Genomic DNA, 19,516 nt, shown 5'->3' on the forward strand with positions numbered 1-19,516 from the left:
TCATTGCTCTCCCCCCGGAGGTAGAACAGAGACACGCCAAAATAGGCGGCCATCTTCTTCTGCTGCTCCTGGGTGGGGGTCTGACGCCCCGTCTCGAACTTCTCCACAGCAGTTTTGGGCAGGCCCAGGGCCAGAGACAGCTCCGGGCGGCTCATGCCCTTTTGGGTGCGCAATTCCGTGATGCGCTGAGCCAAGGTAATCATAGAAAACGCTCCTTAAAATGCGTGTCCAATGTCGGTGCGGAAGTGCATGTCGGTGAAGGAAATGTGCTTGCCTGCCTCATAGGCGTTGGCAATGGCCTCCTCCAGGGTGGGGGCGGTGGTGGTGACACCCAGCACACGGCCGCCGTTGGTGACATACTGGCCGTCTTTCAGGGCGGTGCCGGCGTGGAACACCACGGAGGTCTTACCGGCCTCCTCCAGCCCGGAGATGGGGTAGCCCTTCTTGTAGTCCAGGGGATAGCCACCGGAGGCCAGCACCAGCACGCACCCGGCCTCCTTCTTCCACTGGATATCCAGCTGGTCCAGGGTGCCGTCCACACAGGCCTGGAGCACGTCCATCAAATCGGTGTCCAGCAGGGAGAGCACCACCTGGCACTCGGGGTCACCGAAGCGGGCGTTGTACTCCACCACCCGGGGACCCTTGGGGGTGAGCATGAGACCGAAGTAGATGACCCCGTGGAAGGGGCGGCCCTCGGCCTGGAGGGCGTCAATGGTGGGCTGGAAGATCTCCTCCATGCACTGCTTGGCCATCTCAGGGGTGTACTGGGGCGGGGGAGAGATGGCGCCCATGCCGCCGGTGTTGGGGCCCTGGTTGCCGTCAAAGGCCCGCTTGTGGTCCTGGCTGGCAGGCATGGGGACCACGTGCTTGCCGTCGGCAAAAGCCAGCACGGTGACCTCGGGGCCCACCATGCACTCCTCAATGACCACCGTGGAGCCGGACTCGCCGAACTTCTTGTCTGCCATCATCTCGGTGGCGGCCTGTTTGGCCTCCTCCACGGTGGAGGCCACCACCACGCCCTTGCCCAGGGCCAGGCCGTCGGCCTTCACCACGATGGGAGCGCCCTGCTCCTCGATGTAGGCCAGGGCCTTGTCCAGCTCGGTGAAGGTGGCATAGGCGGCGGTGGGGATGTGGTACTTGGCCATCAGCTCCTTGGAGAAGGCCTTGCTGGCCTCAATGATGGCGGCGTTGGCCCGGGGGCCGAAGGCGGGAATGCCCGCCTCCTCCAGAGCGTCCACCATGCCCATGGCCAGGGGGTCATCCGGAGCCACCATGACGAAATCCATGTGGTGTTCCTTGGCCCAAGCCACCATGCCGGGCACGTCGGTGGCCTTGACATCCACGCAGGTGGCCACCTGGGCGATGCCGCCGTTGCCGGGGGCGCAGAACAGCTCGGTGACCTTGGGGGACTGGGCCAGCTTCCAGCAGATGGCGTGTTCACGGCCGCCGCTGCCCACTACGAGTACTCTCATGGGTTGACCCTCCTCTTAGTGGTGGAACAGGCGCATGCCGGTGAAGGCCATGACAATTCCATACTTGTTGCAAGTTTCAATGACGTTGTCGTCCCGGATGGAGCCGCCGGGCTGGGCGATGTACTCCACGCCGGACTTGCGGGCCCGCTCCACGTTGTCGCCGAAGGGGAAGAAGGCGTCGGAGCCCACGGACACGCCGTGCATCTGGGCAATCCAGGCCTTTTTCTCCTCCCGGGTCAGGGGCTCGGGCTTGACCTTGAAGGTCTCCTGCCACACGCCCTCGGCCAGCACATCCTCGTACTCGTCGGAGATGTACACGTCGATGGCGTTGTCCCGGTTGGGACGGCGGATGTTGTCTACAAACTGGAGGCCCAGGACCTTGGGGTGCTGACGCAGCATCCAGTTGTCCGCCTTGGAGCCAGCCAGACGGGTGCAGTGGATGCGGCTCTGCTGACCAGCACCCACGCCGATGGTCTGGCCGTTCTTGACATAGCACACGGAGTTGGACTGGGTGTACTTCAGAGTCAGCAGGGCCAGCAGCAGGTCGTGGCGGGCGGCCTCGGGCAGCTCCTTGTTCTCGGTGACGATGTTGTCCAGCAGGCTCTCGTTGATCTCGAAGTTGTTGTAGCCCTGCTGGAAGGTGATGCCGTAGATGTGGCGGGTCTCAATGGGGGCGGGCTCGTAGTTGGGGTCGATCTGCACCACGTTGTAGTTGCCCTTCTTCTTGGTCTTGAGGATGGCCAGGGCCTCGTCGGTGTAGCCGGGGGCGATGATGCCGTCGGACACCTCCATGGCCAGGAACCGGGCGGTGGCCTCGTCGCACACGTCGGACAGGGCGGCCCAGTCGCCGTAGGAGCACAGACGGTCGGCGCCACGGGCTTTGATGTAGGCGCAGGCGATGGGGGAGGTGTCAAAGCCGTCGGCGAAGTAGATCTGCTTTTCCACGTCGGTGAGGGGGGTGCCCAGAGCGGCACCGGCGGGGGAGACGTGTTTGAAGGAGGCAGCGGCGGGCAGGCCAGTGGCCTTCTTCAGGGCCTTCACCAACTGCCAGGAGTTGAGGGCGTCCATGAAGTTGATGTAGCCGGGCTTGCCGTTGAGGACGGTGATGGGCAGTTCACCCTCATCCATGTAGATGCGGGCGGGCTTTTGATTGGGGTTACAGCCGTATTTCAGTTCCAGTTCGCGCATGATTTAAACCTCCCAGTGTTTGTTGATGATGGAAGTCTCACAGTCCCCGGTCTCCAGGTCGATGTAGCGGACGAAGAGGGAGACCTTGTTCTCGTCGTTGAGGGACAGCCACAGATCCCCGGCCAGAGTCTCGGCGTCGGGGGCGGTGATGGCCACCAGACGGGGCTCGCCCTCAAAGGAGGGCAGGGGGTCCAGGTTCTCCTGATAGGTGTGGATGAAGTGTCCGGTGCCGGGCAGGGGAGCGTCGTACTCGTAGAAGTAGCGCAGGTTGCAGTCGGGGTTGCCGTAGGCGGACTTGAGAATGGACAGCTTGTAGCTGCCGTCCTTGAGGAGCAGACCGGAGATGCGAGGGGTGTAGTTGGGGGGATCGGGCTCAAAGCAGCGGGAGCGCAGGGACTCAGCAAAGGTCTTGCCAGCCAGCAGGCCCTGCTGAATGGTGTCGGTCTGGTCGCCGTTGGTGACAATGGTGTCCTCGCCCACCTGGCGCACGGGGTGATAGATGATCAGGGAGGGATCGGTCATCTTGCTCTCGTCATAGGCCCGGGTGCGGATGCCGTCCTCGGTCTCCTCGAAGATGCGGTTGCGGCTGTTTTCGCTGCGGCCCATGATGAAGTAGGCGATCACCGCATGCTTGTTGTCAGCGGTGCGGCCCAGCACGATGCCTCGGCCGGGGTAGGGGTTGCGGGACAGCTCCTGGCACAGATCCAAAGTTGTCATAGTGGTACCTCCTCAAAGTGTTGGTCAAAGAAAAAGGGCGCACCTATCCACAAAATAGGTGCGCCCAGACGGTCGGCATTTCTACGGCTATACTCCCTGTGGTCAACCCACTTCCGTCAGTCATATAGCCTGTTAACTATATCATGCCCTGAGCGCCTTTGTCAAGCTTGCGGGGGCAGAATGTGAACCACTCGGCCCTCTACATGGAGCCGATCTTGGCAGAATAGGGAGACGGCCTGGGGCAGGATGTGCCACTCGGCCTGCTCCATGATGCGACGCTGCAAGGTCTCGGGGGTGTCACCCTCCTCCACAGCCACAGCCTTTTGCAGCACGATGGGGCCGCCGTCGCACTCCTCCGAGACAAAGTGGACGGTGGCGCCGGACACCTTCACTCCGTACTCCAGGGCCTTCTCGTGGACGTGGAGGCCGTAGCAGCCCTCTCCGCAGAAGGAGGGGATGAGGGCGGGGTGGACGTTCAAGATGGCGTTGGGGTAGGCCTGCACCATCTCTTCGGTGAGAATGATCATGAAGCCTGCCAGCACCACCAGGTCAATGTCCAGCTCACGGAGCTTGGCCACCAGAGCCTGGGTCATGGCCTGGTTGGAGGGATACTCCTTGCGGGGGATGACATAGTGGGGAATCCCCGCCTTCTCCGCCCGTTCCAAGGCGTATACCCCGGCCTTGGAGGAGATGACGGCGGCAATGGTGCCGCCGCCCAGCTCGCCCCGGGCCTGGGCATCAATGAGGGCTTGCAGGTTGGTGCCGCCGCCGGACACCAAAACGGCAATACGTGTTCCCATGGATTACACCAGCTCCACGCCAGCCTCGCCAGCGACCACGCTGCCGATCTGGTAGGCGGTCTCGCCAGCTGCGGCCAGGGCGTCCAGAGCGGCCTGAGCCTGGACGGCGGGGACGGCCAGAATCATGCCGATGCCCATGTTGAAGGTGTTGTACATATCCCGGGCGGGGATGTTGCCCGCCTTCTGGATGAGGGAGAAGATGGGCAGGGTGGGGAAGGAGTCCAGCTTGATCTGGGCGGTGAGGCCGTCCACCATCATGCGGGGCACATTCTCATAGAAGCCGCCGCCGGTGATGTGGCTGACGGCGTGGACATCCACGCCAGCGCCCAGCACGGCCTTCACGGCCTTGACATAGATGCGGGTGGGCTCCAGCAGGGCCTCGCCCAGGCTCTTGCCGTTCAGCTCGTCCATGGGGGTCTTCAGGTCGGCGTGCTCCACGTCGAAGACCTTACGCACCAGAGAGAAGCCGTTGGAGTGCACGCCGGAGGAGGCCAGACCGATGAGCACGTCGCCCTCGGTCAGGGACTTGCCGTCAATGATCTTCTCCTCGTCCACCATGCCAACGGAAAATCCAGCCAGGTCGTACTCGTCCACGGGGTAGAAGCCGGGCATCTCGGCGGTCTCGCCGCCCACCAGGGCGCAGCCAGCCTGGCGGCAGCCCTCGGTGATGCCGGTGACGATGTCAGCGATGCGGGCGGGGTCGTTCTTGCCACAGGCGATGTAGTCCAGGAAGAACAGGGGCATGGCGCCGCCGCAGATGATGTCGTTGACGCACATGGCCACGCAGTCGATGCCCACGGTGTCGTGCTTGTCCATGAGGAACGCCAGCTTCAGCTTGGTGCCCACGCCGTCGGTGCCGGACACCAGCACGGGCTTCTTCATGCCGTTCAGGTCGGGGGCAAACATGCCGCCAAAGCCGCCCAGGGTGCCCATGACCCCGGGGATGTAGGTGGATTCCACCATGGGCTTGATGCGGCGCACCGCCTCATATCCGGCGGTGACGTCCACGCCGGCAGCGGCGTAGGAGGCAGAGTGAGAGTCAGAATGATTCATGAAAGTTACTCCTTTCCGTTCCAGCAGTAGGTGCACACCTTATCCCGGTCCAGACCGATGGACTCCAGCAGGCCGTCCAGGGACTGATAGCCCAGGGAGTCAAAGCCCATCTTCTCACAGATGGACTTGAGCATGCACTGGCCACGCTCGGTGTTGGCGTCGGCGTACTCCTCCAGATGCTTCTGACCCTCGTCGCCCTCCAGCTCCTGGATGGTGCGACGGGCCAGCAGGTCCATGTCGGAGTTGCCCCGGGAGAAGTTCAGATACTTGCAGCTGTACATGATGGGGGGGCAGGCGGAGCGCATGTGCACTTCCTTGGCCCCGGACTCGTAGAGAAAATCCACGGTCTCCCGCAGCTGGGTGCCACGGACGATGGAGTCGTCCACGAAGAGAAGCTTCTTGTCCTGAATGAGCTCAGGCACAGGAATCTGCTTCATCTTGGCCACCTGGTTGCGCACCTCCTGGTTGGCGGGCATGAAGGAGCGGGGCCAGGTGGGGGTGTATTTCACGAAGGGACGGGCAAACTGCTTGCCGCTTTTGTTGGCGTAGCCGATGGCGTGGGGCACGCCGGAGTCGGGCACACCGGCCACGAAGTCCACGTCTGGCTGCACGCCTCGGGCCTCTTCGTCCCGGGCCATGATCTCGCCGTTGCGGTAGCGCATGACCTCCACGTTGACCCCCTCGTAGTTGGAGTTGGGGTAGCCGTAGTAGGTCCACAGGAAGGCACAGATTTTCATCTCGTCGCCCGCGGGGACCAGGGTCTCAAAGCCGTCGGCAGTGACCCGGACAATTTCACGGGGGCCCAGCTCGTAGGCGTCCTCGTAGCCCAACTTGTGGTAGGCAAAGGACTCGAAGGATACGCAGTGGCCTTCGGGGCCCTTGCCGATGAGGACGGGCAGACGGCCCAGACGGTCCCGGGCGGCGATGATCTCGCCGTGCTCAGTGAGGATGAGCAGGGTCATGGACCCTTCAATGAGCTCCTGGGCGTTGCGGATACCGTCAATGAGGTTGGTCTTCTGGTTGATGAGGGCGGCGGTGAGCTCGGTGGAGTTGACCTTGCCGGAGCTCATGGCCATGAACTGGTGGCCGGGCTCGGAAAAATGCTCTGCCACCAGCTGGTCGGTGTTGGTGATGACGCCCACGGTGGTGATGGCGTACAGACCCAGGTGGGAGCGAACCAGCAGGGGCTGGGGGTCGGTGTCGCTGATGCAGCCGATGCCGCTGCAGCCGTGGAAGTCGTGAAGATCCTTCTCGAACTTGGTGCGGAAGGGGGTGTTTTCAATGGAGTGGATCTGACGCTGGAAGCCGTCGGCGGCATCATGAATGATCATGCCGCCCCGACGAGTGCCCAGGTGAGAGTGGTAGTCCACGCCGAAAAAGATATCAAGAGTTACGTCCCGCTTGGAGACGGCGCCAAAAAAGCCTCCCATGCTGTTCCTCCTAGTAAATTACTTGCCCATGAGGCGGCGGCTCATCTCCTGATAAGCGCCCTCCACGTTGCCCAGGTCGCGACGGAAACGGTCCTTATCCAGCTTCTCGCCGGTCTTGGAGTCCCAGAAGCGGCAGGTGTCGGGGCTGATCTCGTCGGCCAGGACGATGGTGCCGTCGGAGGTCTTGCCGAACTCCAGCTTGAAGTCCACCAGGGTCACGCCGCACTCGGCCAGAGTCTTCTTCAAGAACTCATTGACGGCGAAGGCGTAGGTCTTGATCTGCTCAATCTCCTCCCAGGTGGCCAGCTTCAGAGCCACAGCGTGGTAGTCGTTGATGAGGGGGTCGTGGAGGTCGTCGTTCTTGTAGGAGAACTCGATGGTGGGCTGGTCGAACACAATGCCCTCTTCCACGCCGTAGCGCTTGGCGAAGGAACCGGCGGAGATGTTGCGGATGATGACCTCCAGGGGGACGATGGAAACCTTCTTCACGGCGGTCTCACGCTCATTGAGCTCTTCCACCAGGTGGGTGGGGACGCCGGCCTTCTCCAGCTGGGACATGAGGAAGTTGCTCATCTGGTTGTTGATGGCGCCCTTGCCCAGGATGGTGCCCTTCTTGGCGCCGTCAAAGGCGGTAGCGTCGTCCTTGTAGGAGACGATCACGATGTCGGGGTTCTCGGTGGCGAACACCTTCTTGGCCTTTCCTTCATACAGCTGTTCCAGTTTGTTCATGATAAATCGTCCTTTCTCTATCTCAAAGTGAATGAAATTACAGTTCAGCCAGTTCCTGCTGGAGCTTGTCTTCCTTGGCGGCGATCTGAGCGGCCATGATGTCCCGGTCAGCGTCCAGACGGGAGGCCAGCTCGTCGTCGGTGACAGCCAGAATCTGGGCGGCCAGCACAGCGGCGTTCTTGGCGCCGTTGAGGGCCACGGTGGCGACGGGGATGCCGCTGGGCATCTGGACGGTGGCCAGCAGAGCGTCCAGACCGTCCACAGCGCCGCCCTTGAGGGGGATGCCGATGACGGGGAGGGTGGAATTTCCGGCGAAAGCGCCGGCCAGGTGAGCGGCCATTCCGGCAGCGCAGATGATCACGCCAAAGCCGTTTTGACGGGCGGAGCGGGCAAACTCAGCGGCCTGGGCGGGCGTGCGGTGGGCGCTCATGATGTGGGCCTCGTAGGGAATGCCATAGTGGGCAAGCTGTTGACAGGCACCTTTCACCACGGGCCAATCCGAGTCAGAACCCATGATAACTGCAACTTTTTTACTCATTGTTCCATTCTCCTTTACAAAACGCATGCCAAAAATCAAACAGGCCAACCACGCACTTGTAGTCGGCCTGTTTGGATTATGGACGGAATTTGGACGCAGAGATGCCCTGAGACATGCCAGATGCAACAGAAAAATGCTCGGCCTTCACAGGGCAACACCTCTCTACAAAAAGTATCTTTATTCTATACACAAACGAGGGAGCAAATCAAGGTATAAAATTTTTTTCGTTAGCTTACACAATGGATTGCCTGCGGATTCTATAAGGGCTGGTTAGAATAACCCGGCCCGGTCCAGAATTTCCAGGGCGTCCTTGGCGCGGCTGGCCCAGGAGGCGTTGCGGGCATAGTTCTGTCTGCGAGGGGCGGCCAGGGAGGACTCCTCCTCCAGCGCCCGGCGGCAACGGCGCACAAATCCGGCCGAATCGTAGGCGGTGTACACCACATCGGGGAAGGGCTCCACCTGATCGGGGTCAATCATAGTGACAATGGGCTTTCCCGAGGCCAGGTATTCGTACATACGAGGGGGGATGATATCGCTGCCTTTGGTGTCGGCGTGGAAGAGGTCAAAGAGCACGTCGCAGGCGAACAGGTAGTCGGGCAGCTCCACCGGGTTGACAGGCCCGGCCAGGACGATGTTGGGATAGCGGCGCAGGCGGCTGCGCACCGTAGGGGTGACCCGGCCCATGAGCAGGAAGGTCCACTCCGGGTGGGTGTGAGCGGCCCGGAGCATGGGCTCCAGCTCGATCCGGCCGTTGATGTCTCCCACCCGGCCCAGAATCGGGGAGGGCAGCTGGGAGAGGCAGAGTGGGACCGTGAGTCCGGGGCGGGTGAACATGCGGTCGTTGACCCCATTGGGCAGCAGGTGCACGCTGTCGTTGCAGGGGGAGAGGCGCTGGACCAATCCGGGCGAGGCGGCAAACACCACGTCGGCGTGGCAGGTCAAATCGCTCTCTTCGTCCAGATAGTTCTCGTCCCACTCTCGGTAGCAGTCGTACACCAGACCGCTGTATGCCAGTTGGTCCAGATGAACGGTCTGTTCTGGACTGGTGCACCACAGCACCGGCTCCCGAAAATGGTGGTGAATCAGGACCTTTTCCATAAAGTTGGCGCAGCGCTGCTCATCTCGCCGCTGCATGGAAGGGTGATTCCATCGGGCGAACATGGGAGCGGGAAGGGTATACACGGTAATGTGGGGGCGCATCTTGCGGCCCTGCTTGGGGCTCGGCATCCCGCGGGGGACGGGAGGCTCAAAAAAGAGAATTTGGATGTCGCTGAGTCGGGCCAGCAGCTGCTGGGTGCGGTTGGGGCGAGCCTGCCATGGGGTGTGGGACAGGCAGAGAATTTGCTTCATGACACTCACCTCAAAAGATCACATGGAAATCTTCTTGCAAGTCTGGACAAAATACAGTAGAATAGACCATATTTTGTCTTACGGAAACAATTATACAATAGGCTTGACCCTTGGGTCAAGGGAAGGAGTACCACTGTGCTGGAGTTGATACAACAATTGGACGAGGGGGCCCTGTGGTGGATTGCCCAACACCTGCGCATGGCCTGGTTGGACCCCCTGGTGATGTTCTACACCAATCTGGGCAATGGCGGCCTGTGCTTTATCGCCGTGGCCCTGCTGCTTTTGGTCTTTCGACAGACCAGAAAGGCAGGAGCTACCGCACTGACCGCCTTGGCGTTTGGTGCGGTGGTGACCAACCTGACCATCAAGCCACTGATCACCCGGCCACGGCCCTGGGTGGTCATGGAAGACTTTGTGTGCCTGGTCACCAGTTCTGACCCCAATTCCTTTCCGTCTGGACACACCACGGCGGCCTTTGCCTTTGGAGTGGCGCTGTTTCTCACCGTGAAACCAAAATGGGCAAAGGCCGCAGCCCTGGCGGCTGCGGCCCTGATGGGGTTGTCCCGTCTGTATGTGGGGGTACATTTCCCCACCGATGTGTTGACGGGAGCGGTGATTGGAACCTGCTGCGGTATCCTGGCCAGCTGGGTGGTCCGGCGGGTCAGTGAGCGGTTTTCTCGTCGGTGAGATAGGAGATCACCCACTGGGCCAGCAACAGACCTGCGCTGGCGGGCACCCACATGGAGCTGGCAGGAATGGAACGGCGGCCAGGCGGAGGCGTCTCCGTCCCGTCGTGGGCACGAGAGGGAAGCTCGGGGGAGAACACCACAGGGTGGTGGAGAATCCCCCGGGCTTTCAATTCTTTTCGTACCACCCGAGCCAGGGGACAGCCCTCAGTCTTGGACAGGTCTGCAATGCGCAGCTGCTGGGCGTCCAACTTATTGCCAGTGCCCATGGCGGAGATGATGGGGATATTCCGGGCATGGGCGGTCTCGATGAGGTCCAGCTTGCAGGACACCAGGTCGATGGCATCCACGATACAGTCATAGGAGTGCTGGAAAAACTCCTCTCGGGTCTGGGCCTCGTATCGAGCGGCCATGGGGTGGACCTGGCAGGTGGGAGAGATATCAGCTAAGCGGAGGGCGGCAGCCTCCGCTTTTTTCATGCCTACGGTGGAGTGGAGGGCGAAGGCCTGGCGGTTGATGTTGCTCACGGACAGATCGTCCAGATCAATGAGGGTCAGTTCACCCACCCCGGATCGGCACAGGGCTTCGGCGCACCAGCTGCCCACGCCGCCCAGGCCGAACACGGCCACGTGGCTTTGCTGTAACCGCTCCATGGCGGCATCCCCCAACAGCATACGGGTTCGAATGAATTGGTCTTCCATGTCAGTTTGCCTCCTTTCTCAAAAATGCCAGCATTTTTGAGAGAAAATGCAGCCCGCTGCGTGCATAATTGGGTCAAAGAGCGACCCAATTCCACACTGGCGGGCTGAGAAGTGTTTTTTCCGATGCGCATGTCCTCGGAAAAAACGAATTTGAATTTATTTTCCCGCCTGTAGTCGGGAAAACTCTGCCGAGGGCTTATGTCTATGCAATACCATCAGAACTTCTAGCTAGGTGTTTGCTTGCTTGACAGTTTAAAATTTCCCCGGCGTATTAGGATACGCCGGGGAAATTTTAAAATCAAGTGGAATTAGTAGCCAAAGTACTTGGCACCGTCAGCCAGAGCGGTGGCATAGGCATCGCCGCCCAGCAGCTCGTCAGACCAGTCGGTCATAGCGTCGGTGGTGAGAGCGGAACGGACGGTCTGCTTCCAAGACTCCTCTTCCCACTCCTGGAAGTAGGTGATGTGGTAGCCGAAGTAGGCGGAGGTGGAGTCGGGATTGTCCTGGTGCTGGACCATGGTCACGTCACCCGTGGCACGCTCCTCTTCAAACAGCCAGCTGTTCCGGTCATCGTTGAGGGTGCCGGACTTCACGCCGGTGGTCACACCGCCGTTGGAGGCAGTGGAGCTTGCGGAGTATTCCTCAGCCAGCTTACCGAAGGCCTCGGCGGTCTTGTCGCTCTCCTCCCACTTGGCCATGACCTCTTCGGCCTTGGCCTTGGCGGCGTCCCAGGCCTCCTGGGTGGGAGCCACGGTGTTGCCATCCTCGTCGGTGGTGGTCTCAGCCTTGATGAGAATGTCGCGGATGGTGGCGGGAGTGGTCTTGTCCTGGTAGCGGTCGTGGAAGATCACCACGTAGTAGCCGGCGTCGGTGTTCTCCACCACGGCGCCCTGGTCCTTCTCCAGTTCCAGCAGCTTGTCCTTGTAGATGCTGGACAGGGAGGAGGCGCCCACCACAGTGGTGTGGTCAGCGGAGTTGCTGGGGGAGGTCTCAGAGATGAGCTTGGCCACATCGGTGCCCTCCTGGTAAGCGGCCAGGGCCTCGTCAGCCTTGGTCTTGGCGGCGGCCATGGCCTCCTCCTTCAGCTTGGAGATCTCGTCGTTGCTCAGGGTGTTGCCCTCGTCGTCGGTCTCCTCCACCTTGTCAGCCTTGAAGTAGAGGTAGGAGTACTTGAAGGTATCGGCGTCGTCCTTGTGCTCGCTGTAGTAATCCTCCAGGTCGGTCTCGGTGAAGGACTCCTTGGTGTCGGTGTAGACGTCGTTGTAGTACTTGGTGGCCAGCAGAGAGCGGGCTTCCAGATCCTCATAGACGCTGGGGGTGATGTACTGACCATACATGGACTGGATGTAAGCCCTGTAGGAGACAGCAGAGGTCTTGGCAGCGCTCTTGGCGGAGTCGATGCGCTCGTCCAGGTCCTCCTGAATGTCGGACTTGGAGTAACCGGCCTCCACAGCGGCGTCATACAGAGCCTTGTCGTTCTGAGCCTGGCTCAGGGCGGACTCCAGGAAGAAGTCGCGGTAGGTCTTGCCCTCTTCCTCATCATACATCTGCTCGTTGTCGGGGGTGTTGGGGTCCACGGCGCCGTAGTAGTAGGCGTACATGTAACGGATGTTATAATAATAGTAACCCAGCTCGGAGACGCTCACCTTGGTGTCACCAATGGTGGCGGCAGTGGCACGGCGCTGGAAGAAGCCGGAGTTCCAAGTAATCAGGGCAGCTACCAGGATGGCCACCACAACACCGATGGCGGTGTAGGTGCGCACTTTACGCTTGTAGGCAGCTTGTTCGGAATAGGCTTTGGAGTTCTTGTCGGAAGGGGCAACGGTTTGGCGTTGCTTCTTCTCTCTGGATGCACTCATGGTATCAATCCTCTCAGTATTCAGTGGTATCCCCGGTGGGAAGAACGGCACACCACGTCTGAGAGATGTGCCGAACGGGCATATTATACCACGTGGGGCTGGCGTATGCAAGAAAAAATCGGAAATTGTCACAAGGAAAAAGGCGATGCAGATTTGCTCTGCATCGCCTGAGTCATCAAAGGGCCCCGCCATAGCCGTGCCACCCAATTAAAAACCTGCACGCAAATGCAGGTGGGTTGTCTCCATCTGGTTTCCTCACTTCCAACGTCCAAACACTCCGAAGAGGTCCGGGAGGCCTGCGATCCGCCAGATGAGGGGACATCCCGTTTAAAAGATGTGGGTTTTAAAAAGGTGGTCACGAGACAAGGCAGGGATTCATTATAAAAGGTTACTGGGCGTCCTCGTCGTCCTCGTTGAACAGCTGAGTCATAAACTGCTCATAGACCTGGTCCAGCTCTTCCTGGTCGTCAATGTCAGCCAGGATCTGCTCTCCGTTCTCCTCAGCCACGCGCAGGAGAATCAGGCCGAAGTCCTCGTCGTCCTCGTCCATGTCAGCAGGGACGAAGGCCATGTAGGTGTTGTCCCGATACTCCAGTGTGCCCAGATGTTCCAATTCAAATTCGTTGCCGTCCTCATCGGTGACGGTGACGAAATCAGGTCCGTATTCTTCGCTCATGCCTATAAGTCCTCCTTAGGGCGTTTTTGGGCGAATGTCTTTCGCTGGCTTTATTGTAACTGCAACGGGGCGAAAATGCAAGGGGGAGAATTGAGAAAAGAAAATCGAAGCTTCCGGGGCGCTCCGGGGGCAGGGTGGACAAAGCAGGGTGTGTGTGCTATAATATCATGAGTCAATTCGGTATATAAGCAAAAAATTCCAGAAGAATGTGTTAAAAAATATCGTATTTTGACGGAAATAAGTTATAGAAGAATGAAAAAGGAAGACGAGTTGGGCGTATTGCGCCCCAATACATCGGAGGTACCCATTATGTCAGAGATGAATCGAAATCGACCCTCTTCGGAACGTGGACCCAGGCGTCGGCACGACACATCCCAGACCCGTGGAGCAAGTCCGGAGAGAAGCGGGGAGGGGAGTTCCCACCAGCCCCGTAAGAAGGCACCCACCAAGCGGTCAGAAATTGCCCTGCGTGTGGGAAAGGTGCTGGGGACCCTGCTGCTCATCGGCATCGTCACCAGTGCGTTCATGGCCTGTTATGCTGCGGTGTATATCACCAATGTCATCATTCCCGAGGCCAAGCTAGACCTGTCCGCCTACACCATCAACGAGAACTCGGTCATCAAGTACGAGGATGACAACGGTCAACTGGTGGAACTACAAACCTTGGTGGGCGCAGAAAACCGCCAATGGGTGGACTATGATGAAATCCCTCAGGACCTTGTCAATGCGGTGGTGGCCGTGGAGGATAAGCGGTTCTGGGAGCACAACGGTGTGGACTGGTACCGTACCGCTGGCGCCTTTGTGAACATGTTCATCGGCATGAGAAACACCTTTGGCGGCTCCACCTTGACCCAGCAGCTGGTGAAGAACATTACCGATTACGATGACGTCACCGTCAAGCGTAAGATTCTGGAGATCTTCACCGCTCTGGAGCTGGAGAAGAACTACACCAAAGAAGATATCATCACCTACTATCTCAATGAGATCTTCCTGGGTCAGGGATGCTACGGCGTACAGTCTGCCTCTCAGATGTACTTTGGCAAGGACGTGTCCGAGTTGTCTCTGGCCGAGTGCGCCAGCCTGGCTGGTATCACCAACAACCCCTCTCTGTACAGCCCCTACTCCACCTTGGAGGTTACCCGCTATAAGTGCACCAACTGCGGCGAGTACTCTCTGACTAAGGATGATGTGTGTTCTGAGTGCGGAGCGAAGAACAGCTTTGACGAGGGCACCGTGTGGACGGCCCGAGACTATAACAAGGCCCGTCAGGAGCTCATTCTGGACCAGATGACCAAGGAAGATGTGCTGGGCGACAAGGCCATCAGCAAGGAAGCAGCAGAACAGGCCAAGGCCGAAGAACTGGTGTTCCGCTCCGACTGGGACGATGAGAAGAAAGAGGAGTACAACAACGCCAACACCAGCAACAAGACCATCTACTCCTGGTATGTGGAGGCGGTGATTGACGAGGTCACCGAGGACCTGATGGAACAGACTGGCCTATCCTATGAGGTAGTCACCAAGATGGTGTACAGCGGCGGTCTGGAGATCGTTGTGCCCTATGACCCCGAAGTCCAGGCGGCTGTGGACGAGGTGTACAACGACAAGAGCAACCTCAACTATATCTCCAGCTCGGGCCAGGAGATGAAGTCCGGCATGACCGTGGTGGACAATGACACCGGATATGTGGTGGCCATTGCCGGAGACGTGGGAGAGAAGACCATCAACCGCGGCTGGAGCTACGCCACGGATACGGTGCGTCAGCCCGGTTCGTCCATCAAGCCTCTCTCGGTGTATGCCCCTGCCATTGAAGAGAACCTCATCACCCCCAACACCGTCACCGACGATGTGCCCCGTTGGATGGGCTCCTACTGGCTGCAAAACTACCCGGTGAAGTACCGAGGCCTGACCACGGTGTTGGAAGGTGTCACGGAGTCTATCAACACCATTTCTGCCAATGTTCTGGAGAAGCTGGGATTCCAGACCTCCTATGAATATATGACAGAAAAGTTCAAGATCTCCACGGTGGTGGATGAAATGGTGCTGGAGAACGGCGAGGTGAAGACGGACCTGGGATACAGCCAGCTGGCTGTGGGCGGTCTCACCAAGGGTATCTCCACCTTTGAGATGGCCGCTGCCTATGCCACCTTCCCCCGGGACGGCGCCTTTACTGAGGCCACCACGTACCTGACGGTGAAGGACCATGACGGCAATGTGGTCATCGACAACAAGCCCTCCACCGAGTATATCCTGAGTCAGCGTACCACTTACTATATCAACCAGATGCTCACCAACGTCGTCAGCAGCGGTACCGGTACCGCCGCCCGCATTTCCGGCCAGTTGGTGGCCGGTAAGACGGGTACCACCGATGCCGCCAACGACCAATGGTTTGTAGGCTACACCAAGCACTACACCGCTGCGGTGTGGATTGGATACCCCAACAGCGAATCCATTGGTGGCATGTGGCCCAGCCCCTCCACCCTCCTGTGGCAGAAGGTCATGAGCCGTGTCCATGAGGACCTGCCCAGAGAGGAATTCACCCAGCCCTCTGGCCTGGTGACAGTGAGCATCTGTAAGGACTGCGGAAAGCTGGCTACCGACAACTGCTCCATGGATGTCCGGGGCAGCCGGGTTCAGAATATGACCCTGCTCAGCAGCGATGTGCCCAGCCAGTACTGCTCCTGCCATGTGGCCGTGGATATCTGCACGGAGGGCTCCGCCTCTGGAGGCTATCATCTGGCTGGACCCTACTGTCCTTCCAGCTCTGTCCGGACTGTGACCTTTGTGGACTACTCCCGAAACAATGAGTCCGGAGCCACAATCCTGGATGCTGGTGCCTTGCTGCACACAGTGCAGGGCAACGGCCAGTGTACCGTGCACAACAGCGGTACACCCTCTGACCCTGAGCCCTCCACCTCGCAAGAGCCCACCGACCCGTCGGCCTCGCAGAAGCCCGGAGACGAGGGGGATGAGGACCCCAAGCCCAGCGCGTCACAGGAGCCGGAATCCTAACGGATATCCTTTATCGCTCAGTAGAAAAGACTCCCCGGATGGTCCGGGGAGTCTTTTTGTGCATGTTTTCTCATTGTGTGCAAAAACATGTAAACATATGGAATGATTTTGTGCAAAATGTGAGGAAAAGAAAATTGCCATCTGTCCATCTGCGTGATACAATAGACCACAATGGAAAGACATTAGCGATGTGCTTAGCAAAAGGAGGATCCATGTATGTCGCAGAGACCCAGGTATTTCATTGTGGAGGCATCCGCATTGCCGGAGATCTATTTGAAGGTGGCGGAGGCCAAGCGGTTGCTGGAGACCGGCGAGGCACAGACGGTGAATGCTGCCACCCAGCGGGTGGGCATCAGCCGCAGTGCGTTTTACAAATATAAGGATGCGGTGCGGCCGTTTCGGGATATGCTCCACGGTCGGATTGTCACCATCCAGATCCTGCTGCGCAATCGGCCGGGAGCACTTTCCGGCGTGTTGAATATGTTTGCAGATTGGGGGGGCAATGTCCTCACCATCAATCAGGCCATCCCGGGCGGCGAGTCTGCGGCGGTGACTCTGGGTCTGGAGACTTCGGGGTTGAGCATGGAGCTGGAAGATCTGCTGGCCACCTTGCGGGATTTGCCGGAAGTGCTGCGTTGTGAAGTGTTGGCCGGATAAGACAAGGATGAACGAGGTGAACAACATGGTAAAAGTAGCGATCTTGGGCTACGGCACCGTGGGGTCCGGAGTGGCTCAGGTGCTGTGTCAAAATAAAGATGCCATCGCCCGCAGTGTGGGGGACGAGGTGCAGGTCAAGTACATCCTGGACGTGCGGGACTTTGACCAGTCGCCCTATGGTGGTACCTTTGTGAAGGACTTCTCGGTGATCGAGGAGGACCCGGAGGTGTCCGCGGTGGTGGAGACCATCGGCGGAGCCACGGTGGCTTTGAACTTCACCCAGCGGGCTCTGAGCGCGGGCAAGCACGTAGTGACCTCCAACAAGGAGCTGGTGGCCTGTCACGGGCTGGAGCTCACCCGACTGGCTCAGGAGAAGGGCGTGTGCTATCTCTTTGAGGCCAGCGTGGGCGGCGGCATTCCCATCATTCGCCCCTTGACCATGTGTCTGGCGGCCAACCAGATAGAGGAGGTCTGCGGCATCCTCAACGGGACCACCAACTATATCCTCACCCGGATGATCGGGGCGGGGCTCTCCTTTGAGGCGGCCTTGAAGGAGGCCCAGGAGAATGGATATGCCGAGCGGGACCCGTCGGCGGACATCCTGGGCTATGACGCCTGCCGGAAAATCTGCATTTTGGCGGATCTGTCCTTTGGTAAGAATGTGGACCCCCAGCTGGTGCCCACCGAAGGCATCACTGGTATCACTCTGGCGGATGTGGACTATGCCGACGGCGCAGGCAAGAAGATCAAGCTGCTGGGCCGGGCGCTGCGTCAGCCGGACGGACGGGTGTGTGCCTATGTGGCGCCCCATCTGGTGGATGGAAGCCACCCCCTGGCTGGCGTAGAGGATGTGTTCAATGCGGTGCTGGTGAAAGGAGACGCCGTGGGCGAGGTCATGTTCTACGGCCCTGGCGCTGGCAAGCTGCCCACCGCCTCCGCTGTGGTGGCGGATGTGATGGACATTGCCCGGTCTAAGGGCGCCCGGCCTCCCATCACCTGGGAGCAGGGCGATGACCAGACGCTGTGCGGCACCGACGAGCTGGCCAGCCGCTTTTATGTGCGGGTCCAGGCGGGAGCAGACGCTCTTCGCACCCACGTGGGAGAGATCAAGCTGCTTGCTCGCAGCGGGGCGGCAGCCGGTGAGACCGCCGGTATCACCGAGCAGGCCATGACCGAGCAGCAGCTTCGCTCCAAGCTGGAGGGGATGGAGGTACTCTCCCTCATCCGCGTGCTCAACTGACCCGCCAGATCGGCATAGTATAGGGCAGAATACAGCCCGAAAGGATTGAATGTGCAATGGCATTAATCGTACAAAAATTCGGAGGTTCCTCGGTGGCAAATGCGGAGCGTGTGCGCAATGTGGCCCGCATCATCACCGACGCATACAAAAAGGGAAACAATGTGGTGGTGGTGCTCTCCGCCCAGGGAGACACCACGGACGATCTCATTGAAAAGGCCCTGGAGCTCAATCCAGACCCCTCTCGCCGAGAGATGGATATGCTCCTGTCCACCGGCGAGCAGATTTCCTGCGCCCTGTGCGCCATGGCCATCGAGCAGATGGGCTACCCCGTGGTGTCCCTCACCGGCTGGCAGGCGGGATTCCACACCAATTCCGGCTATACCAACGCCCGCATTAAGCGGGTGAAGCCCGACCGCATTCTGGAGGAGCTGGACAAGCGGCGCATTGTCATTGTCACCGGCTTCCAGGGTCTGAACAAGTATGGGGATATCACCACCCTGGGACGGGGCGGCTCGGACACCTCGGCGGTGGCTTTGGCGGCCGTGCTCCACGCCGACCTGTGCCAGATCTACACCGACGTGGACGGTGTGTACACCGCCGACCCCCGTCTGGTGCCCAACGCCCGGAAGCTGGAAGAAATTACTTATGAAGAGATGCTGGAGCTGGCGTCCCTGGGCGCTCAGGTCCTGCACAACCGCTCGGTGGAAATGGCCAAGCGCTACGACGTCCGGCTGGAGGTGCTCTCCAGTTTCACCGATGCACCCGGTACAAAAGTCAAGGAGGTAGTCAAGCGCATGGAAAAGTCTCATATCAGCGGTGTGGCCAAGGATAAGAACATTGCCCGTCTGGCTCTGGTGGGCCTGGAGGACACCCCGGGTATCGCCTTTAAAATCTTCTCTCTGCTGGCCCGGAACAACGTCAACGTGGACATCATTCTCCAGTCCATTGGCCGCAGCGAGACCAAGGATATCAGCTTCACCGTGGCCAAGAGCGACATGGAGCTGGCCCAGAAGCTTCTGGAGGAGAATCGGGATGTAATCGCCTTCGACCACATCGACGTCTCGGACAACATCGCCAAGGTGTCCATTGTGGGCGCTGGCATGATCAACAACCCCGGCGTGGCTGCCACCATGTTCGAGGCTCTGTTCAATGCGGGCATCAACATCAATATGATTTCCACCAGTGAGATCAAGGTCTCTGTGCTGGTGGATAGCTGCGATGCCGACCGGGCTGTGCAGGTGGTGCACGATCGGTTCTACGACGAATTCAACGGCGCACGGTAATTTGTAGACAAAAAGGGGTGGCCCGGTGGGGCCACCCCTTTTGCGTGGAATAGAAAAAACGGGGGAAACGGTTGCAACAAGGGGGGAATAATGATACAATTAATACGTATTGTCTTGCGAATCCATGG

At 59.5% G+C, this 19,516-nt stretch carries 18 protein-coding genes, 1 other RNA gene and 1 riboswitch; of the genes, 5 read left to right on the top strand and 14 right to left on the bottom strand.

Going from position 1 to position 19,516, the window contains the following annotated elements; translation table 11 throughout:
* From E0L15_RS08625 to E0L15_RS08670, 10 genes are all read right to left on the bottom strand, one after another.
* The coding region (locus E0L15_RS08625) for a helix-turn-helix transcriptional regulator (protein WP_168125273.1) at positions 1-203 on the bottom strand (203 nt) is incomplete at its 3' end.
* A gap of 12 nt (positions 204-215) precedes the next feature.
* Positions 216-1,472: a phosphoribosylamine--glycine ligase gene (purD, locus tag E0L15_RS08630; RefSeq protein ID WP_168125274.1), complete on the bottom strand. Its 1,257-nt coding sequence runs from the start codon at positions 1,470-1,472 to the stop codon at positions 216-218.
* Positions 1,473-1,487: 15 nt separating this feature from the next.
* Positions 1,488-2,660 (bottom strand): phosphoribosylaminoimidazolecarboxamide formyltransferase, encoded by a 1,173-nt coding sequence (locus E0L15_RS08635; RefSeq protein WP_168125275.1) that lies wholly within the window; start codon positions 2,658-2,660, stop codon positions 1,488-1,490.
* 3 nt (positions 2,661-2,663) lie between these two features.
* The gene (locus E0L15_RS08640) at positions 2,664-3,377 is read right to left on the bottom strand and encodes an IMP cyclohydrolase (protein ID WP_168125276.1); all 714 of its coding nucleotides are present in this window, start codon (positions 3,375-3,377) and stop codon (positions 2,664-2,666) included.
* A gap of 55 nt (positions 3,378-3,432) precedes the next feature.
* A riboswitch (ZMP/ZTP riboswitch) is annotated at positions 3,433-3,511 on the bottom strand.
* A gap of 27 nt (positions 3,512-3,538) precedes the next feature.
* A complete protein-coding gene (gene purN / locus E0L15_RS08645; protein WP_087229661.1) occupies positions 3,539-4,177 on the bottom strand; it encodes a phosphoribosylglycinamide formyltransferase in 639 nt (212 codons plus the stop codon).
* A gap of 3 nt (positions 4,178-4,180) precedes the next feature.
* Positions 4,181-5,230 carry a phosphoribosylformylglycinamidine cyclo-ligase gene (gene purM, locus E0L15_RS08650; protein ID WP_168125277.1) on the bottom strand — a complete coding sequence of 350 codons (1,050 nt, stop codon included), beginning with the start codon at positions 5,228-5,230 and terminating at the stop codon, positions 4,181-4,183.
* A gap of 5 nt (positions 5,231-5,235) precedes the next feature.
* Positions 5,236-6,660, bottom strand: a complete 1,425-nt coding sequence (locus E0L15_RS08655) for an amidophosphoribosyltransferase (RefSeq protein ID WP_087229667.1) — start codon at positions 6,658-6,660, stop codon at positions 5,236-5,238.
* An 18-nt stretch (positions 6,661-6,678) separates the two neighbouring features.
* Positions 6,679-7,389: a phosphoribosylaminoimidazolesuccinocarboxamide synthase gene (purC, locus tag E0L15_RS08660; protein WP_087229670.1), complete on the bottom strand. Its 711-nt coding sequence runs from the start codon at positions 7,387-7,389 to the stop codon at positions 6,679-6,681.
* A 37-nt stretch (positions 7,390-7,426) separates the two neighbouring features.
* Positions 7,427-7,927: a 5-(carboxyamino)imidazole ribonucleotide mutase gene (gene purE / locus E0L15_RS08665; protein ID WP_087229673.1), complete on the bottom strand. Its 501-nt coding sequence runs from the start codon at positions 7,925-7,927 to the stop codon at positions 7,427-7,429.
* A gap of 270 nt (positions 7,928-8,197) precedes the next feature.
* Positions 8,198-9,277: a glycosyltransferase family 1 protein gene (locus E0L15_RS08670; RefSeq protein WP_168125278.1), complete on the bottom strand. Its 1,080-nt coding sequence runs from the start codon at positions 9,275-9,277 to the stop codon at positions 8,198-8,200.
* Between the two features lie 135 nt (positions 9,278-9,412).
* Between E0L15_RS08670 and E0L15_RS08675 the strand changes: the two genes are divergently transcribed.
* Positions 9,413-9,964: a phosphatase PAP2 family protein gene (locus tag E0L15_RS08675; protein ID WP_347565987.1), complete on the top strand. Its 552-nt coding sequence runs from the start codon at positions 9,413-9,415 to the stop codon at positions 9,962-9,964.
* On the opposite strand, the gene E0L15_RS08680 is transcribed toward E0L15_RS08675, so the two are convergent.
* The 4 genes from E0L15_RS08680 to E0L15_RS08695 all read right to left on the bottom strand — a co-directional run bounded on the left by E0L15_RS08680 (position 9,939) and on the right by E0L15_RS08695 (position 13,199).
* Complete coding sequence (locus tag E0L15_RS08680; RefSeq protein ID WP_168125279.1) at positions 9,939-10,664, bottom strand: tRNA threonylcarbamoyladenosine dehydratase; 726 nt, start codon at positions 10,662-10,664, stop codon at positions 9,939-9,941. The two genes, E0L15_RS08675 and E0L15_RS08680, sit on opposite strands and share 26 nt — an antisense overlap.
* A 308-nt stretch (positions 10,665-10,972) precedes the next feature.
* Positions 10,973-12,523: a peptidylprolyl isomerase gene (locus E0L15_RS08685; RefSeq protein ID WP_168125280.1), complete on the bottom strand. Its 1,551-nt coding sequence runs from the start codon at positions 12,521-12,523 to the stop codon at positions 10,973-10,975.
* Between the two features lie 178 nt (positions 12,524-12,701).
* A non-coding RNA gene (gene ssrS / locus E0L15_RS08690) (6S RNA) lies at positions 12,702-12,900 on the bottom strand.
* Positions 12,901-12,911: 11 nt separating this feature from the next.
* Complete coding sequence (locus E0L15_RS08695; protein ID WP_087372818.1) at positions 12,912-13,199, bottom strand: DUF1292 domain-containing protein; 288 nt, start codon at positions 13,197-13,199, stop codon at positions 12,912-12,914.
* A gap of 309 nt (positions 13,200-13,508) precedes the next feature.
* Between E0L15_RS08695 and E0L15_RS08700 the strand changes: the two genes are divergently transcribed.
* The 4 genes from E0L15_RS08700 to E0L15_RS08715 all read left to right on the top strand — a co-directional run bounded on the left by E0L15_RS08700 (position 13,509) and on the right by E0L15_RS08715 (position 19,388).
* Entirely contained in the window at positions 13,509-16,208 is a 2,700-nt protein-coding gene (locus tag E0L15_RS08700) for a transglycosylase domain-containing protein (RefSeq protein ID WP_168125281.1), read from the top strand.
* A 216-nt stretch (positions 16,209-16,424) separates the two neighbouring features.
* Positions 16,425-16,865: an ACT domain-containing protein gene (locus E0L15_RS08705; RefSeq protein ID WP_087229691.1), complete on the top strand. Its 441-nt coding sequence runs from the start codon at positions 16,425-16,427 to the stop codon at positions 16,863-16,865.
* A 25-nt stretch (positions 16,866-16,890) separates the two neighbouring features.
* Positions 16,891-18,105 (top strand): homoserine dehydrogenase, encoded by a 1,215-nt coding sequence (locus tag E0L15_RS08710; RefSeq protein WP_168125282.1) that lies wholly within the window; start codon positions 16,891-16,893, stop codon positions 18,103-18,105.
* A 56-nt stretch (positions 18,106-18,161) separates the two neighbouring features.
* Positions 18,162-19,388 carry an aspartate kinase gene (locus tag E0L15_RS08715; protein WP_168125283.1) on the top strand — a complete coding sequence of 409 codons (1,227 nt, stop codon included), beginning with the start codon at positions 18,162-18,164 and terminating at the stop codon, positions 19,386-19,388.
* Positions 19,389-19,516 lie beyond the last annotated feature (128 nt).

This window comes from Pseudoflavonifractor sp. SW1122 (assembly GCF_012027765.1).
Lineage (GTDB): Bacteria > Bacillota > Clostridia > Oscillospirales > Oscillospiraceae > Enterenecus > Enterenecus faecium.

Coding starts and splice junctions, on each gene's coding strand:
- E0L15_RS08695 (WP_087372818.1), bottom strand. CDS start 13,199: ATGAGCGAAGAATACGGACCTGATTTCGTCACCGTCACCGATGAGGAC.
- E0L15_RS08640 (WP_168125276.1), bottom strand. CDS start 3,377: ATGACAACTTTGGATCTGTGCCAGGAGCTGTCCCGCAACCCCTACCCC.
- E0L15_RS08655 (WP_087229667.1), bottom strand. CDS start 6,660: ATGGGAGGCTTTTTTGGCGCCGTCTCCAAGCGGGACGTAACTCTTGAT.
- E0L15_RS08635 (WP_168125275.1), bottom strand. CDS start 2,660: ATGCGCGAACTGGAACTGAAATACGGCTGTAACCCCAATCAAAAGCCC.
- purE (WP_087229673.1), bottom strand. CDS start 7,927: ATGAGTAAAAAAGTTGCAGTTATCATGGGTTCTGACTCGGATTGGCCC.
- purN (WP_087229661.1), bottom strand. CDS start 4,177: ATGGGAACACGTATTGCCGTTTTGGTGTCCGGCGGCGGCACCAACCTG.
- E0L15_RS08705 (WP_087229691.1), top strand. CDS start 16,425: ATGTCGCAGAGACCCAGGTATTTCATTGTGGAGGCATCCGCATTGCCG.
- E0L15_RS08685 (WP_168125280.1), bottom strand. CDS start 12,523: ATGAGTGCATCCAGAGAGAAGAAGCAACGCCAAACCGTTGCCCCTTCC.
- purC (WP_087229670.1), bottom strand. CDS start 7,389: ATGAACAAACTGGAACAGCTGTATGAAGGAAAGGCCAAGAAGGTGTTC.
- E0L15_RS08680 (WP_168125279.1), bottom strand. CDS start 10,664: ATGGAAGACCAATTCATTCGAACCCGTATGCTGTTGGGGGATGCCGCC.
- E0L15_RS08670 (WP_168125278.1), bottom strand. CDS start 9,277: ATGAAGCAAATTCTCTGCCTGTCCCACACCCCATGGCAGGCTCGCCCC.
- E0L15_RS08715 (WP_168125283.1), top strand. CDS start 18,162: ATGGCATTAATCGTACAAAAATTCGGAGGTTCCTCGGTGGCAAATGCG.
- purD (WP_168125274.1), bottom strand. CDS start 1,472: ATGAGAGTACTCGTAGTGGGCAGCGGCGGCCGTGAACACGCCATCTGC.
- purM (WP_168125277.1), bottom strand. CDS start 5,230: ATGAATCATTCTGACTCTCACTCTGCCTCCTACGCCGCTGCCGGCGTG.
- E0L15_RS08710 (WP_168125282.1), top strand. CDS start 16,891: ATGGTAAAAGTAGCGATCTTGGGCTACGGCACCGTGGGGTCCGGAGTG.
- E0L15_RS08700 (WP_168125281.1), top strand. CDS start 13,509: ATGTCAGAGATGAATCGAAATCGACCCTCTTCGGAACGTGGACCCAGG.